Annotated in this window: 14 protein-coding genes and 1 pseudogene; 9 read left to right on the forward strand and 6 right to left on the reverse strand. The window is 72.3% G+C overall.

Annotation, left to right across the window (positions count from 1 at the left end; all coding sequences use genetic code 11):
• Positions 1-19: 19 nt before the first annotated feature.
• Both ACWD12_RS32045 and bla read right to left on the reverse strand, forming a co-directional pair.
• Positions 20-1,114: a sigma factor gene (locus ACWD12_RS32045; RefSeq protein ID WP_450102493.1), complete on the reverse strand. Its 1,095-nt coding sequence runs from the start codon at positions 1,112-1,114 to the stop codon at positions 20-22.
• A gap of 92 nt (positions 1,115-1,206) precedes the next feature.
• Entirely contained in the window at positions 1,207-2,247 is a 1,041-nt protein-coding gene (bla, locus tag ACWD12_RS32050) for a class A beta-lactamase (RefSeq protein WP_450102494.1), read from the reverse strand.
• A gap of 150 nt (positions 2,248-2,397) precedes the next feature.
• Between bla and ACWD12_RS32055 the strand changes: the two genes are divergently transcribed.
• Positions 2,398-3,630: an RNA ligase family protein gene (locus ACWD12_RS32055; RefSeq protein ID WP_450102495.1), complete on the forward strand. Its 1,233-nt coding sequence runs from the start codon at positions 2,398-2,400 to the stop codon at positions 3,628-3,630.
• Positions 3,631-3,745: 115 nt separating this feature from the next.
• Here ACWD12_RS32055 and ACWD12_RS32060 read toward each other — a convergent pair whose 3' ends face one another.
• Positions 3,746-4,855 (reverse strand): dihydrodipicolinate synthase family protein, encoded by a 1,110-nt coding sequence (locus ACWD12_RS32060; protein WP_450102496.1) that lies wholly within the window; start codon positions 4,853-4,855, stop codon positions 3,746-3,748.
• A 70-nt stretch (positions 4,856-4,925) separates the two neighbouring features.
• Between ACWD12_RS32060 and ACWD12_RS32065 the strand changes: the two genes are divergently transcribed.
• A complete protein-coding gene (locus ACWD12_RS32065; protein WP_450102497.1) occupies positions 4,926-5,870 on the forward strand; it encodes a LysR substrate-binding domain-containing protein in 945 nt (314 codons plus the stop codon).
• A 64-nt stretch (positions 5,871-5,934) separates the two neighbouring features.
• Positions 5,935-6,156, forward strand: a complete 222-nt coding sequence (locus ACWD12_RS32070; RefSeq protein WP_450102498.1) for a hypothetical protein — start codon at positions 5,935-5,937, stop codon at positions 6,154-6,156.
• Between the two features lie 29 nt (positions 6,157-6,185).
• Here the strand turns inward: ACWD12_RS32070 and ACWD12_RS32075 are convergent, their stop codons facing one another.
• Positions 6,186-6,764 carry a TetR/AcrR family transcriptional regulator gene (locus ACWD12_RS32075; protein ID WP_450102499.1) on the reverse strand — a complete coding sequence of 193 codons (579 nt, stop codon included), beginning with the start codon at positions 6,762-6,764 and terminating at the stop codon, positions 6,186-6,188.
• Between the two features lie 89 nt (positions 6,765-6,853).
• Here ACWD12_RS32075 and ACWD12_RS32080 point away from each other — a divergent pair, with 89 nt between their 5' ends.
• Entirely contained in the window at positions 6,854-7,300 is a 447-nt protein-coding gene (locus ACWD12_RS32080; protein WP_358360180.1) for a DUF1772 domain-containing protein, read from the forward strand.
• Between the two features lie 95 nt (positions 7,301-7,395).
• A complete protein-coding gene (locus ACWD12_RS32085; protein WP_450102500.1) occupies positions 7,396-7,824 on the forward strand; it encodes a DUF4267 domain-containing protein in 429 nt (142 codons plus the stop codon).
• A 161-nt stretch (positions 7,825-7,985) separates the two neighbouring features.
• Here ACWD12_RS32085 and ACWD12_RS32090 read toward each other — a convergent pair whose 3' ends face one another.
• The gene (locus ACWD12_RS32090; RefSeq protein ID WP_450102501.1) at positions 7,986-8,279 is read right to left on the reverse strand and encodes a DUF1330 domain-containing protein; all 294 of its coding nucleotides are present in this window, start codon (positions 8,277-8,279) and stop codon (positions 7,986-7,988) included.
• Positions 8,280-8,575: 296 nt separating this feature from the next.
• Here ACWD12_RS32090 and ACWD12_RS32095 point away from each other — a divergent pair, with 296 nt between their 5' ends.
• The gene (locus ACWD12_RS32095; RefSeq protein ID WP_450102502.1) at positions 8,576-9,034 is read left to right on the forward strand and encodes a MarR family winged helix-turn-helix transcriptional regulator; all 459 of its coding nucleotides are present in this window, start codon (positions 8,576-8,578) and stop codon (positions 9,032-9,034) included.
• A complete protein-coding gene (locus ACWD12_RS32100) occupies positions 9,031-10,479 on the forward strand; it encodes an MFS transporter (protein ID WP_450102503.1) in 1,449 nt (482 codons plus the stop codon). The genes ACWD12_RS32095 and ACWD12_RS32100 overlap by 4 nt, the downstream gene beginning before the upstream one ends.
• A 184-nt stretch (positions 10,480-10,663) precedes the next feature.
• Here ACWD12_RS32100 and ACWD12_RS32105 read toward each other — a convergent pair.
• A pseudogene (locus tag ACWD12_RS32105) lies at positions 10,664-10,867 on the reverse strand (alpha/beta fold hydrolase); the annotation flags it as partial.
• 97 nt (positions 10,868-10,964) lie between these two features.
• On the opposite strand from ACWD12_RS32105, the gene ACWD12_RS32110 reads away from it, so the two are divergent.
• Both ACWD12_RS32110 and rox read left to right on the forward strand, forming a co-directional pair.
• Positions 10,965-11,915 carry an ADP-ribosylglycohydrolase family protein gene (locus tag ACWD12_RS32110; protein WP_450102504.1) on the forward strand — a complete coding sequence of 317 codons (951 nt, stop codon included), beginning with the start codon at positions 10,965-10,967 and terminating at the stop codon, positions 11,913-11,915.
• A gap of 666 nt (positions 11,916-12,581) precedes the next feature.
• Positions 12,582-14,039 carry a rifampin monooxygenase gene (rox, locus tag ACWD12_RS32115; RefSeq protein ID WP_450102505.1) on the forward strand — a complete coding sequence of 486 codons (1,458 nt, stop codon included), beginning with the start codon at positions 12,582-12,584 and terminating at the stop codon, positions 14,037-14,039.
• Positions 14,040-14,265 lie beyond the last annotated feature (226 nt).

The following is a 14,265-nucleotide window of genomic DNA, read 5'->3' on the forward strand; positions in this document are numbered from 1 at the left end:
CCGTCCCGGCCACGACCCCTCAGGACACCTCGGAGTCGCCCGACTCACCTGGCTCGACGAAGCTCTCGGCAACCGCCCCCACCTGCCCGCGTTCGTCGTCGTCCACCACCCGCCGATCCGCGTCCACACCAGCGCCGCCCTCACCGGCCACTACCGACCGGCTCCCCGGCACGAAGACGTCGCGTTCCGCGAGACGGTCGAGATCGGGGTCGGCGAGGACGTCGACACACGTCACGCGACCGCTGTGGCGCGCAAACGTGAACGCGAACGCAGCAGTCGGCCGACTCGCCGGGCCGCACACCAGGCCCGGCTCACCGTCGACGAAGGCGGTGGCGACGCGCGCGTCTTGGGCGTTGACGTTGACGTTGACGTTGCCGTCAACGGTGGCGCTGACGTGGGCGCGGATGTGGGCGGCGAAGGCTTCGGCCACCGCCCGCGCACCCCGCACCAGGCCGAGCGCGCCGGCTCCTTCGTCCGCGGCGGTGTCGGTGCGCAGCACCGCATCCGGGTCCAGCAGCGACCGCAGCGCCGCGAAGTCCCGCTGCCGGGACGCCGCGTGAAACTCCTCGACGACTTGGCGACGGCGCACCCGATCCGCGGCCGGCCCGACGCGGCCGGCGGACTCCCTCTGGAGCAGGCGGCGCGTACCGGACCCCAGCTGCCGCGCCACCGTCGGCGTACCGCCCACCACGTCGGCCACCTCGTCGAACGGCAGCGCGAACACGTCGTGCATCACGAACGCCAGCCGCTCGTCGGGCGACACCGACTCCAGCGCCGCGAGCAGCGCGACGACGGCGGTGTCGGCCTGCTGCGCCGTCTCCTCCGGGTCGACCGGGCCGAAAGTACGCTCGTCCCAGGCACGTTCACCGCGCGACGACTCCGGCGCCGCCGCATCCCGTGATCGCAACCGGTCCAGGCACACGCGGCCCACCACGACGGTGAGCCAGCCGGACAGGTTCTCGACGCCGCGGACATCCGTACGACCAAGCCGCCGCGACACCTCCCGCAGCGCACCGTCCGCTTCGTCCGAGGAGCCGAGCATGCGGTACGCCACCGCCCGCAGCCGCGCGCGTTCCCCCGCGAACCGGGCCGCCAGAAAACCGTCCTCGCCCATCGGTCACATTCCTCCGTCGCACGCCGTCACCACATTGACGCCTCCGGCGCAGCCGATGTGACAGCGTCCGAAACGACGTTCGGCAGCCGCGACTACCCGGACGCGCCGCCGAGGCCCGCGACGGCCCTTGCGGTCGCCGCCGCGATCAAGGACTCGTCCGGCTCGGCGTCGTACCCCACGCGGTCCGACATCACGGCCAGCACGATCGGCCCCGGACCCGGGCCCGAGGTCGGGGTCGAGGTCGAGGTCGTGGGTGAGGCGACGGGCGGCCACACGACGGCGACGTCGTTCGCCCGCCCGTAGTCGCCCGTCCCCGTCTTGTCCGCCGCCTTCCAGCCGACGGGCAGCCCGGCGCGGATGCGCTTGTCTCCCGTCGTGTTGCGCTCCAGCCAGTCGCGCAGCAAGGCGCGCCGGTCGGCAGGCAGCTCGTCCCCGAGGACGAGCAGCCGGAAGTCCTCGGCGATCGCACGCGGCGTGGTGGTGTCGCGCGGATCGCCGGGTGGATCCTCGTTCAGGTACGGCTCGTACTGGTCCATCCGGCTGACGGTGTCCCCGAGTCCGCGCAGGTACGCGGTCAGCCCGGGCGGTCCGCCGACCTCGCGCATCAGCAGGTTCCCGGCCGTACCGTCGCTGAACCGCACGGCGGCGTCGCACAGTTCGCGGACGGTCATCCCGGTGGCCACGCGGTCCTTCGCGATCGGGGAGATCGAGTTGACCTCCTCGCGCGTGAAGGTGATCCGTTCGTCCAGGTCCGAAACGGGCCTGCGCCGCAGCACGGCCGCCGCGGCCAGCGCCTTGAACGTCGAGCAGAACGCGAAGCGTTCGTCCGCCCGGTACGCCAGCGCCGCCCCCGTGCCGGTCGCCACCGCGAACACGCCCAGCCGCGCGTCGTGCGCGCGCTCCAACTCGGCGAAGACCTCGGCGGGCACCGGCATGACGGCGGGCGCAGGCGCGGCCCCCGGCCGCTGCGACGGCGCGGCAGTGCCCTGCGAGGCTCCCGACCCGGGCGTTCGGGACGCGGACGACTTCGCCGCCGATCCGGAATTCTTGCCGTCCCCGCATCCCACCAGAGGGACGGCGGCCAGCGCCGCCAGCACCGCACGCCTCGTCGGACCGGACCACTCCGCCACCACGCGCCGTCCCTGCCTTCCCGTACGCCCTGCACTGCCACCGACTCAACCCCGACGCCCCGCCCGCATCCGAGCCGACACGCCGACGCCGTGAACCGCGCGACGGAACAACCCTGTTGCCCGCAACGCGCCGCGCGGGCCACGATCACCCGCATGAGCGACGCCGCCCCCACCCCTGTACCGGCTGCCGCAGCAGGCGCGGATGCGGTCGGGGCCGCGGCGCACGGTCCGGTGCTGCGGCCGTACCCGAAGATCCCGGCGCGGGGCGGAACATCGGCGTCCGGAGTCCGCGAATGGGCGGCCGCCGAGAAGGTCCACGGCGCGCACTTCGCCGTTGTCTGCGACGCAGCCGGGGCCCGGCCCGCCAAGCGCCGCGAACTCCTCGGGGACGACGACCTCGACGCGTTCTTCGGCGTCAGCCGCATCTGGCCCGCGCTGGCGGTGGCGGCGGAACGCTTCGCCGCAACACTGCGCGTCGCACGCGGGTTCGACGGGTTCGACGGGTTCGACGGGTTCGGCGACGGTGACGGCGCGGCCGCGGCGGATCCCGCGCCGGTGGTCACGTTGTACGGGGAACTCGCCGGCGGTGCCTACCCCCACCCGGACGTCCCGGCCGAACCCGGCGTCGACCCCGTGCAGACCGGTGTCTGGTACGCGCCGGGCCTGCACTGGCTGCTGTTCGACGCGACCGTCGAATCCTCTGCCGCTTCTGCCGCTTCTGCTGCTTCTGTCGACGCTGCGGACGGACGCATCTGGATCGCCGACCGCACCCTGCGCACTTTAGCGGCCACGGCCGGGCTCGCCTGCGTACCGCTGCTCGCGTACGGTCCGCGGCACAGTCTGGACGATCTGCCGCGCGTGTTTCCGACGCTCGTCCCCGGCCGGTTCGGACTTCCGGAGCTGGACGGCAATCTCGCCGAGGGGTACGTCGTCAAGCCCGCGGGGGAATGGTGTGAGGCCGGAGCGCGCAAGCCGTCGGAAGGGCCAGGCGGGGGCGGGCGTCCGGTCGTCAAGGTCAAGCAGCCGGCGTTCGCCGAGGACCGCCGGTACAGCGGTGCGCGGCCGTACCTGCCGCCGCCGCAGGGTGCCGCGGGCGTGCCCGCCTGGCTCGTCCTCCAGGCGGCTGCGCTCCTGACTCCGGCCCGGGCGGCGGGCGCGGTGAGCAAGACCGGCCCGCGTACGCCCCTCGACACGGTCGCCGACGAGATAGCCCGGGACGCGGCCGACGAGACCGCGGCAGCCGTCGGCGGCCTCGACCGCGACCAACTGCGGAGCCTCACCGCCGCGCTGCTGCCCGGCGCCCGGGCGTTGGCCCGGTTCGACGCCGCCGACCGCGGCGCGGCGAGCACCGGCGGCCGACGGCCGGAGAACCGGAACCGGCGCTGAGCAGGCGGTGGTTCACCCAGCGCGGCGCGGCGTTCGTCCGTGCCGGGTTCCGACGCGCCGGGTTCCGACGTGCCCGGTTTCCGAGCGGCTCTCCGGCGGGCGCCGAAGGTCTCCGCTACGCGGCCGCCTCGGCCTCGCCGAGCCCCCGGTCCACGTCGTCGAGCGCGCGCAGCGCCGCGGTGACGTTCTCCGGCGCGGCGGGGAGCAGCGGGAGGCGTACCGTCGCGTGCGGGATGCGGCCCTGCGCGGCGAGCACGCCCTTGAGCACGACCGGGTTCGGTTCGGCGAACAGCGCGGCCGACAGCCGGGCCAGGCGATGGCCCAGTGCGCGTGCCCCGGCGGCGTCGCCGCGCTCCCAGCGGTCGGCGAGCGCCGCGAACGCGGCGGTGGCCAGGTGCGCGGAGGCGAGGACGCCGCCGGACGCGCCGAGCGCCAGCATCGGCGAGACGTACAGGTCGTCCCCGGCCATCACCGCGAACCCGCCGCCCCCGACCGCCGCCGGGTCGCCGAGCAGCGCGACGGTGTCCGCGTCCACGCCGCCCACCGCGTGCTTGACCCCCGCGACGCCCGGCAGCAGGGCGAGTTCGCGCAGGGTCTCCGCGGACAGCGCGCGTCCGGTGCGGTAGGGGATGTGGTAGATCACCAGCGGCACGGGACTGTGCGCCGCCAGGGCCGCGAAGTGCGCGACCACGCCCGCCTCGGAGGGCCGCGTGAAGGACGGGACCGTCACGAGCGCCGCCGTGGGCGCCACACCGAGGGCCGCATCTGGTGCTGCACCAAGTGCCGGACCGGATGCCGCGTCCGTCAGTGCGGCCAGCTCCTGCGCGGCCTTGCGTGTGTCGTTCGCGCCGATGCCGACGACCAGCGGTACGCCCCGGTCCGCGCACACCCGCGCGCACACGTCCGCGACCTTCCGCCGTTCCGCGGCGTCGAGCGCGCCCGCCTCCGCCGTCGTGCCGAGTGCGACGATCCCGGCCGCGCCGTCGTCGAGCACTTCGTGGCCGAGGCGTTCCAGCGCCGCCGCGTCCACGCGCGTCCCGTCGCGGTCGAACGGGGTCACCAACGGCACGAAGATCCCGCGCAGCCACCCGCTGCCGCCGCCTTCGGGACTGGCCTGGGGACTGGCCTGCGGATTGGCCTGGGGACCGGCCTGGAGACCATCGCCATGAACACTCAACCTCAGGTTGAGGTCGAGACTGCTGTCATCTGCGCCGACATTCGTCATGCGACGAGCCTGGCCCACCGCATCCGATAGATCCAGTTCGCCTTTCCACAGCTGACCGTAAGATGACCTGATGCTGGACGTACGCCGCCTCCGCCTCCTCCGCGAACTCGCCCACCGCGGCACCATCGCCGCCGTCGCCGACGCGCTCGCCTTCACCCCGTCCGCCGTGTCGCAGCAGTTGTCCGCGCTCGAACGCGAAGCCGGCGTACCGCTCCTCGAACGCACCGGCCGCAGCGTCACCCTCACCCCCGCCGCCACCGCCCTGGTCGCGCACGCCGACACCGTGCTCGCCCACCTGGAACAGGCCGCCGCCGAACTCGCGGCCCTCCGCGGCGCACCCGCCGGACCGCTGCGCATCGGCACCTTCCCGTCCGCCGCCCGCACCCTGCTCCCGGCCGTGCTCGCCCGCCTCGCCCGCGACCATCCCGCTCTCGAACCGCACGTCGCGGAACTCGACCCCGCCCAGGCCGCCGACCGCCTGCGCACCGGCGACCTCGACGTCGCCCTGCTGCACCGCTACGACTTCGCCCCCGCGCCCTCCGCGCCGGGCGTCCAGACCACCACTCTGTTCAGCGAGCCCCTCTACCTGGCCAGCGGAAGCATGGCCGAAACCGCCGGCAGCCCGCCCGCCGACAACCCCCTTACCGCACACCGCCACGCGCCGTGGATCCTCGCCACCCCCGGGACGCTCTGCCACACCATGACCGTCCGGGCGTGCGAAGCCGCCGGATTCACCCCCACCGCACGGCATCACATCGACGACTTCACCGCTGTACTCGCGCTCGTCGCCGCGGGCCAGGGCGTCGCGCTCGTCCCCCGCCTCGGCATCGCCGATACGCCGCCCCACACCGTCGCAGCCGTACGCCTGACCGAACTCCCCCTCGCCCGCGAGACCCGCCTCGCCCACCGCGCCGGAGCCGCACCGCATCCGGCGATCCGCGCCCTCGCCCAGGCGCTCCGCGACACCTTCGCCCCCGACGTGGCGCCGACGGCCGGGATTGAGGCCACCACTTGAGCCCACCGCTTGAGCCCAGCCTGCCCGTCGCGCCGACCCTCACCGGCTGGGTCACGATGGACTGATGGAGACCTTCGTGCGCGTGACCGTCCGTACGGACGAGGAAGTCCAGCAAGTGCGCAGCATGCTGGCCCGACTCCGCGCCGCCCCGCCCCCGCGTGGGTTCGAAACGCAAAACGGAACCCGCACGGTCGAAGCCGTCTTCGACGGCGACCAGCGCGAACGCCTCGACGAACTGCTGCGCGGGACAGGCCTGCCGTACGTCGTCCAGGCCGACGACGAGTAGCACCCGACCCGCGGCCCACCGCGCTCGGGTCACACGACGGCGAGCCGGTCCACCAGCAGTTCCACCCTCGGCCCGATGTACTCCGGCGGCAGCCGTCCCGCCCGGGTCAGGGTCGCCAGCCCGTGCAGGGACGCCCAGAACAGCTCGGTGAACAGCCCCGGTTCGACGCCGTTCCCGGCGACCTCGGCGAGGCTCTCCAGCAGCGCGGCGAAAGCATCCTTCAACGGCGCCGGAGTGTCCTCCTGCGCGAAGGCCAGGCCCCCGTCGAGCTGGAAGATGGCGTCGTAGACCGCCGGGTTGCGTGCGGCGAAGTCAAGGTAGGCGTGCGCGAGGGCGGTGACCCGCTCGCGCGGGCCGTTCGCATCCGAGGTCGCGGCGCGTACCGCCGCCGCCAACTCGGCGGCGCCCTCGAGGGCGACGGCGCCGATGATCTCGCGCTTGCCGCGGAAGTGGCTGTAGAGGACGGGCTGGCTGTACTCGATGCGCTCCGCGAGGCGGCGGGTGGTGACCGCGTCCCAGCCCTGCTGCTCGGCGAGTTCCCGGGCCGTCGCCACGATGAGGCGCTCGCGTTCCACCCGTTCGCGCTGCTTGCGTTCCTGTACCGACATGCCCCGATCCTAGCACCGCTAGACATTCGAGCGGCAGTAGTACTAGCGTTGCCTCATCAGCTAGCAGCGCTAGATCCGGGAGGATCACCATGCTCAACGCACTCCAGGTCGTCACCACCGTGGTCGTCGGCGTGATGGTGGGGGTGGAGTTCTCCGTCGCCTTCGTCATGAACCGGATCCTCGACGCCCTCCCGGAGGACAGCCGCCAACTCGGCCACGCTCACGGAGGCCGGATGCTCGGCGCCGTCATGCCGGTCTGGTACATCACCTCGGTCGCCCTCGTCGCCGGCTGGGCCGCCGCCGGATGGGGCGACCACGGCACCGGCCTCGTCGTCACCGCCGGCGGGCTGCTGGTCCTCAGCGTGATCATGTCGATCTTGCTGCTCGTCCCGATCAACAACCGGAACAAGACCTGGACCCCCGACAACCGGCCCGACGACTGGCAGGAGCAGCTGAACCGCTGGGGCCGCTACCACTACGTCCGCCTCGCCGTCATCCTCGCCGCCTTCGCCCTGCTGGCCACCGCCCTCACCTGAGCCGCGGCCCCCGCGGCGGTACGCGACATCCGGCACGTCCTCGGCCGCCCCGATCAACTCACCAAGCCCGCCAAGACGTACAGGGGAAAGACCAAATGACGCTGAAGAAGATCAACACCGTCCTGACCGCCGCGTTCATCCTCTTCATCCTCTGGTTCGGGACGGACTTCATCCTGAACCCGGAGACGACGGCACAAGGCTTCGGCCTGCCGAACCCGCCGTCCGGCGACGGCGGCGGCTTCCTGATCGTCAAGGGAATCCGCGACGTCGTCCTGGCCCTGGTCCTGGCCATCCTGCTGGTGACGGGCCATCGCCGGGCACTGGCGTGGGTGCTGCTGGTGGAGGCCACGGCCGCGTACGGAGACATGACCACGGTGTTCGCCCACGACGGCTCCGCAGCCACCGCGCTCGGCATACACGGCCTGACCGCAACGGCGATGGCGGTCAACGGCCTGCTGATGATGCGCGAGACCCGCCAGGGGGCCGCATCCGCCCCGGCAACGCCCGCCCCACAACCCGCCTGATGCCCTGCGCTCCCCAGGTGGCCCGGCCCCGCCGGGCCACCTGAGCCGTTGTCGCCACGACTCGGACCGACCCCGAGGTGCATGCGGCGGCCGGGGTGCGAGGACCCGCTCTGGGCACGGAAGCGAACTGGCCAGGGATGCTCGGCGATGGCTGGGGCCGGTCAGGCGAGGCCTTCGATGATGCGGAAGTCGCGCTCGAAGCCGTCGGGGAGGGCCGCCAGCGCCTTCTGGTATTCCTCGCTCTCGTATGCGGCGGCGGCTTGTTCGAAGCTGTCGAACTCGATCACAACGACGCGTTTCGTGATTCCGGCTTCGTGGGCGACGACTCGGCCGCCGCTGGCCAGGACGCGCCCGCCCCCGGCCCGGACGGCGGGACCGGCCAACTTGTCGTACGCGGCCAGCCTCTCGAGGTCGGTGGTGGCGGGGTAGACACTGACCCAGTAGCCCTTGGCCATGGAAATCTCCTGTGTTCGGCCGGATACGTCCGGCGTCGAAAAAGCACTCAGATCGATCCCGGCGACGGATCACCGGGCATGTGGTCGAAGGCCGGCGCGCGGTGGGTGATGGCCCCACGGATAGCGCGTCGGCCCGGTCTCAGGCCACGGCCCTCACCGTGTCGGGCGTGATGGATCCAGACGCGTCGAGTCGGAGCCTTTCCGGTCCGCGCAGCGTGGCGACGCACCGCATGTCTGCGCGGCGTTGGGGGCGTGAGATGCATAGAGGATTCATATAAATATCCTATGCTTCACGCATGAGCCGTCAAGACGCCGCTCGGGGCGCTTCCACCGCGATCGGGTCGGCCCTCTACGGGCTGGCCACCAGAGCTGTACGACGCCTTCCGCGTGACATGAGCATCACCTCCGCCGCCACCCTGGCCACCCTGCACAGGTCCGGCCCGCGACGGATCACCGATCTGGCCGCGATCGAGGGGGTCACCCAGCCCGCGATGACCGTCCTGGTCCGGGTCATGGAGGAGTCCGGACTGGTCGAGAGGCGGGGCGACGCGTCCGACAAGCGGGTCACGCTGGTGTGTCTGACCGAGGCCGGCACGTCGTACGTTCAGACGCGGCACCAAGCCGGCGTCGACGCGTTCGCACGGCTGATCGACCAACTCGCCGACGACGAGGTCGAGGCCCTGGTGGCGGCGCTTCCGGCGCTGGCGCACCTGGCAGAGCTCGAAAGCCGGGACCGAGAAGGGCCGAAGCGGTGACGGGGCACGCCCCGAAACGCTCCGAGGTGCGGCTGCTCGTCCCCGCCCTCCTGTTCGTCGCCCTGGTCGTGGCGGTGGTCGGCAGCCTCGGGACGCCGCTGATCACCAGTGTGGCGACCACGTTCCACGTCTCGCTCGACACTGCGCAGTGGACGCTGACCGCCGCGCTGCTGAGCGGCGCCGTCGCGACGCCCGTCCTGGGCCGGCTCGGAGCCGGCCCACACCGGCGGGCCACGATCCTTGCAACGCTGGCGATCGTCGTCGCCGGCGGCGCGCTCACCGTGTTGCCGCTGCCGTTCGTGTGGCTGCTGATCGGCAGGGCGTCGCAAGGCGTCGGGCTCGGTCTGACGGCGCTGATGATGGGCGTGGCCCGGGACCATCTTCCCGAGGAGCGCAGCGCGGCGACGATCGCCCTGATCTCGGTGGTCTCGGTCATCGGCGCCGGCGTCGGCTACCCGCTCACCGCACTGCTCGCCGAGATCGGCGGCGTACGGGCCGCCTACGGATTCGGTCTGTTCGTCACCGCCGTCGCCTTCCTCACCGCTTGGCGTTCCATACCCACGGCTCCCGAAGGCCGCTCCGGCCACGTGAACGTGGCAGGCGCTCTCGTGCTGGCGGGCGGACTGTTCCTCGTCCTGTTCCTGCCCGGCCAAAGGACCCTGTGGAGCCGTCACCTCTCCACGGCGATCATCCTCGCCGTCGCCGCCGTGCTCCTGCTCTGCGTCTGGACTGCCTCCGAACTGCGCAGCAAGGCGCCCCTGGTCGGGCTCCGGGCGGTACGGCACCCGGCGGTCGCCGGTGCGAACATCGCCATGTTCGTCGGCGGGAGCGGCATGTACCTCCTGCTCACGCTCATCACGCGGTACGCGCAGACGCCGCACGGCGCCGGCTACGGTTTCGGGCTGACCACCTTCGTCGCCGGACTGGTCCTCGTCCCGTTCTCGGTGCTCGGGTTCGTCGCCGGCAAGCTCACGCCCCGGGTGCGGACGTTGATCGACGCGCCCCTTCTCCTGGCAGGCAGCGCCGCCGTGGTCGGCAGCGGGTTCGTCATGTTCGCCGCGGCCCGGTCGAACCTGGCCGAACTGCTCGTCGCGATGGGCCTGCTGGGCTTCGGCGTCGGCGGCTTCTCGGCCGCGATGCCCGGCGTCATCCTCGCCGTCACACCCAAGAGCGAGACGTCGAGCGCGATGAGCTTCAACTACGTCGTACGCAGCGTCGGGTACTCCCTGGGCAGCGCGACAGGCGGCCTGATCCTGGCCGCCGGCACCGACACCGGTCGTCTCTTCCCGGACGACGACGCCTACACCACCGCGGCGCTGGTCGGCATCGCCGCAATGGCGGTCACCGCGATGACCGCCATCGCTCTCGCCCGTCACCGCCCGCAGGAGATCAACCCCATCGCAGTCACGGCCGACGTGCCGAGTCGGCGCCGGTCGAGCCGATGACCACGCGGCGGCCGCCGGTGACGCCAGGGTCAGGTACGTCGACTGCCGGCGCACCTTGCGTACACCGCACCTGCGACCGACATCGACTGCACGCCGGTGTCCGGTTAGGAGCCGGCACCCTTTGCCAGGACGCGGGCGAGTTCGCGGGGACGGGTGACCACCGGCCAGTGGCCCGAATCGAGGTCACCACCAGAGGCTTTCCGGCCGCCGCGTCAACCGCGGCAAGCACCGCCGCCAGTTGGTCGTCGAGCGTCGCGGACGCCGCACCGTCCCCCTGCCCCGGCAGGGTGACCGGCACGGGACGGTGGCCGAGGGCGGCGAGTTCCGGCACGACGTCGTCCCATGCCGATCCGTCGAGCCACAAGCCGCCGATGAGCACGATGTCCACGGTGGTCCTCCCGGAGAGTCGCCGAACCTGACCTCGGCAACCCACCGGCGGCCCCGCCTTGGACCAGACGGCTTGGGGGCTTCGATAGTGTCCGGGGGTGGCAGACACCGTGGGTTCGGACCGCCTGCGTCGCGCGCAGGGGGTGGTGGTCGGCTCTGCGGTCGGCGACGCGCTCGGCGCTCCGTTCGAGTTCGGGCTCCCCGGCGCGTTCTCCGCACGCTTCCCCGAGCCCGGCGCCGCCGACGAGATGTGCGGGGGCGGCGGCTGGGACCCGGGCGAGGCTACCGACGATACGCAGATGGCCGTACTCGTCGCCGAATCGCTCTTGGAGCACGGCGGCCTCGAACTCCCCGACATCTTCGACCGCTTCCAGCAGTGGGCCGCAGCCGACCCCAAGGACATCGGCCTGCAGACCGAGGCCGTCCTCACCAACGGCATGCCCTGGGACCTAGCCGCCGCGATCCATTTCCAGACCAACATGTACGCCGCGGGCAACGGCTCCCTGATGCGCGCCGCGACCTCCGCCGTGTACTTCGCGTCGGCCGGACGCCAGGCCACCATGGACGCCGCCCGCCGCATCGCCGCCCTCACCCATGGCGACCGCGCCGCCTGGGAAGGAACGGCCGTGTTCCACGAACTCGTCCGCGTCGCACTCGAGGGCGGCGACCCCCTCGCCGCACTGCCCGACACCCTCGCCCACCACGTCCACCCCGACCACCGCGACCGGTACGCCGCAGTCCTCGCCCCCGACTGGCACCCCTCCCAGGCCACCGAGTTCAACGGCGCCGTCTGGCCCTGCCTGGGATCCGCGGTCTGGGCGCTGCGCACCACGGCCGGCTTCACGGACGCGGTACGCGCCGCCGTCGACCTGGGCGGCGACACCGACACCGTCGCGGCCGTCACCGGCGGCCTGGCCGGAGCCGTCCACGGCGTCGACGCCGTACCGGACGCCTGGACCGCGCCCCTGCACGTGCCGCTCCCAGGCTCGGACGGACGCGTGCTGCGCCTCCCCGAACTCCTGGCCCTGGCCCACCGCCTCGCCGGCTGAGCGCTCGCTCGGCCCCGCTGCGCGGCTCAGTACGCGGCTCAAGTCGCCGCGGTCGACCGCGCATCGCCGATCTCGGGGTGCGCGCCGAAGCCGAAGACGAGTTGGGGTATGGACAGGTGCGTTCCCCTTTTTGTGACGCGGAGCGAGGCGCGCGGGGGTGGTGAGGCTGTCGGCGGGTGGTACGCGGCGACAACCGATTCTCTCCAGCGCACAACTGAGTTCGTACTACGAATAATATTAGTTCGTAGCAAGAACTACAACTTGCTTATACGGGACTCGCACACGGAGTGGACGTGCGGAGCGTTCAGTTGCCACCCGGACGCCCGCCCGCATCAGTGTCGCGCGAAACGAACTAACATGCCGGCGCCCCCGGCCCGGCGGTGCCCGGCCACGCGGGCGCGCGGCTAATACGCACAGGCACGACAAAGCGGCGGCACGACAAAGGCGAGGAGTCGTGAACTCCTCGCCATACTCAAGATATAGCGCACCCGGGGCCTTGCGGCAAGGCCCCGGTCGTCCCACAGAATGGCGCACCGAGGCCGGAAACTGGCGAAATCCGATTCATGGAAATAGTCAGATTTTGCCCGCGTACACCCGGGCGCTCGCTGCGTCCGTCCGGCCCCGACGTCCAGCTTCAGCACGTTCCGTGTCCCTGGGGGACCCCACATGACCATCGACGTGATCATCGCCGGCGGCGGCCCGACCGGCCTGATGCTGGCCGCCGAGCTCCGGCTGCACGGCGTCCACGTAGTCGTACTCGAACAGCTCACCGAGCCGACCGGCCAGTCCCGCGGCCGCGGCCTGCACGCCCGCAGCGTCGAGATCATGGACCAGCGCGGCCTGCTCGACCGGTTCGCCGCCGTCAGCGAGAAGTTCCAGGTCGGCGGGTTCTTCGGCGGGGTCATGAAGCCGTGGCCCGACACCGTCGACACGGCGCACCCGTACGGCCTCGCCACCCCGCAGCCCGTCACCGAACGACTTCTGGAGGAACACGCCCGCGAACTCGGCGCCGACCTGCGCCGCGGCGCGGAACTGGTCGGCCTCGACCAGGACGACGAAGGCGTCACCGCCGAACTCGCCGACGGCACCCGCCTGCGCGCCAGCTACCTCGTCGGCTGCGACGGCGGCCGCAGCACCGTCCGCAGGCGGCTCGGCGTCGGCTTCCCCGGCGAACCGTCCGCCGTCGAGACCCTCCTCGGCGACATGGAACTCACCGAGGACCCCGCCTCCATCGCCGCCGTCGTCGACGAGGTCCGCAGGACGGAACTGCGGTTCGGCGCGATCCCGGAGGGCGGTGCCGGGATCTACCGCGTCCTCGTGCCCGCCGAAGGAGTCGCCGAAGACCGTGCGGCCGCACCCTCCCTCGACGAGTTCAAGCGGCAGCTGCGCGCGTACGCCGGCACCGACTTCGGCGCGCACTCGCCGCGCTGGCTCTCCCGCTTCGGCGACGCGACCCGGCAGGCCGAGCGCTACCGCGTCGGCCGGGTCATGCTCGCGGGCGACGCCGCGCACATCCACCCGCCCACCGGCGGGCAGGGACTCAACCTGGGCGTGCAGGACGCGTTCAACCTCGGCTGGAAACTCGCCGCCGCGGTCGACGGATGGGCACCGGCAGACCTGCTGGACAGCTACCACGCCGAACGCCACCCGGTCGGCGCCCGCGTACTGGAGAACACCCGCGCGCAGATGACCCTCCTGGGCGCGGGTCCGGGCCCGACCGCGCTGCGGGATCTGCTCGGCAGGCTCATGGACTTTGAGGAGGTCAACCGGTACGTCACCGAGATGATCACCGCGGTCGGCGTCCGGTACGACTTCGGCGAAGGCCACGAACTCCTGGGCCGCCGCCTGCGCGACGTCGGCTTGCGGCAGAACGGGCGCCTCTACTCGCTCATGCACTCCGGCCGCGGACTGCTCCTCGACCAGACCGGCGGCAGGCTCTCGGCGGAGAGCTGGGCCGACCGGGTCGACCACGTCGCGGACGTCATCGACGCGAGCGAACACCTCGACGTAGGCGACGCCCCCGCGCTGCTGCTCCGACCGGATGGCCACGTCGCCTGGGTCGGCGGGGACCGGCAGGACCTGCGCGAACACCTCGCGAAGTGGTTCGGCGAGGCGGGCGGCTGACTCGGCCACCACGTCTACCTGTCAGTAATATTTGCCCCACGGCGATTCTCCGCGACCGACACTTCCACCGCAGGTGCCGGGTCCAGCCCCGAAATCCCGGCGCGTATACCAGGTGTCGCCGCGCATACCGAAACGACCGGTTCGCTGCGCACTGGGGCACGCTGGTCCGCACGCCGCCCGCTGTCCCGCCGTCGCACCGTGTTCAACGGAGGGCGTGCCCCAGACC

The organism is Streptodolium elevatio (genome assembly GCF_053592165.1).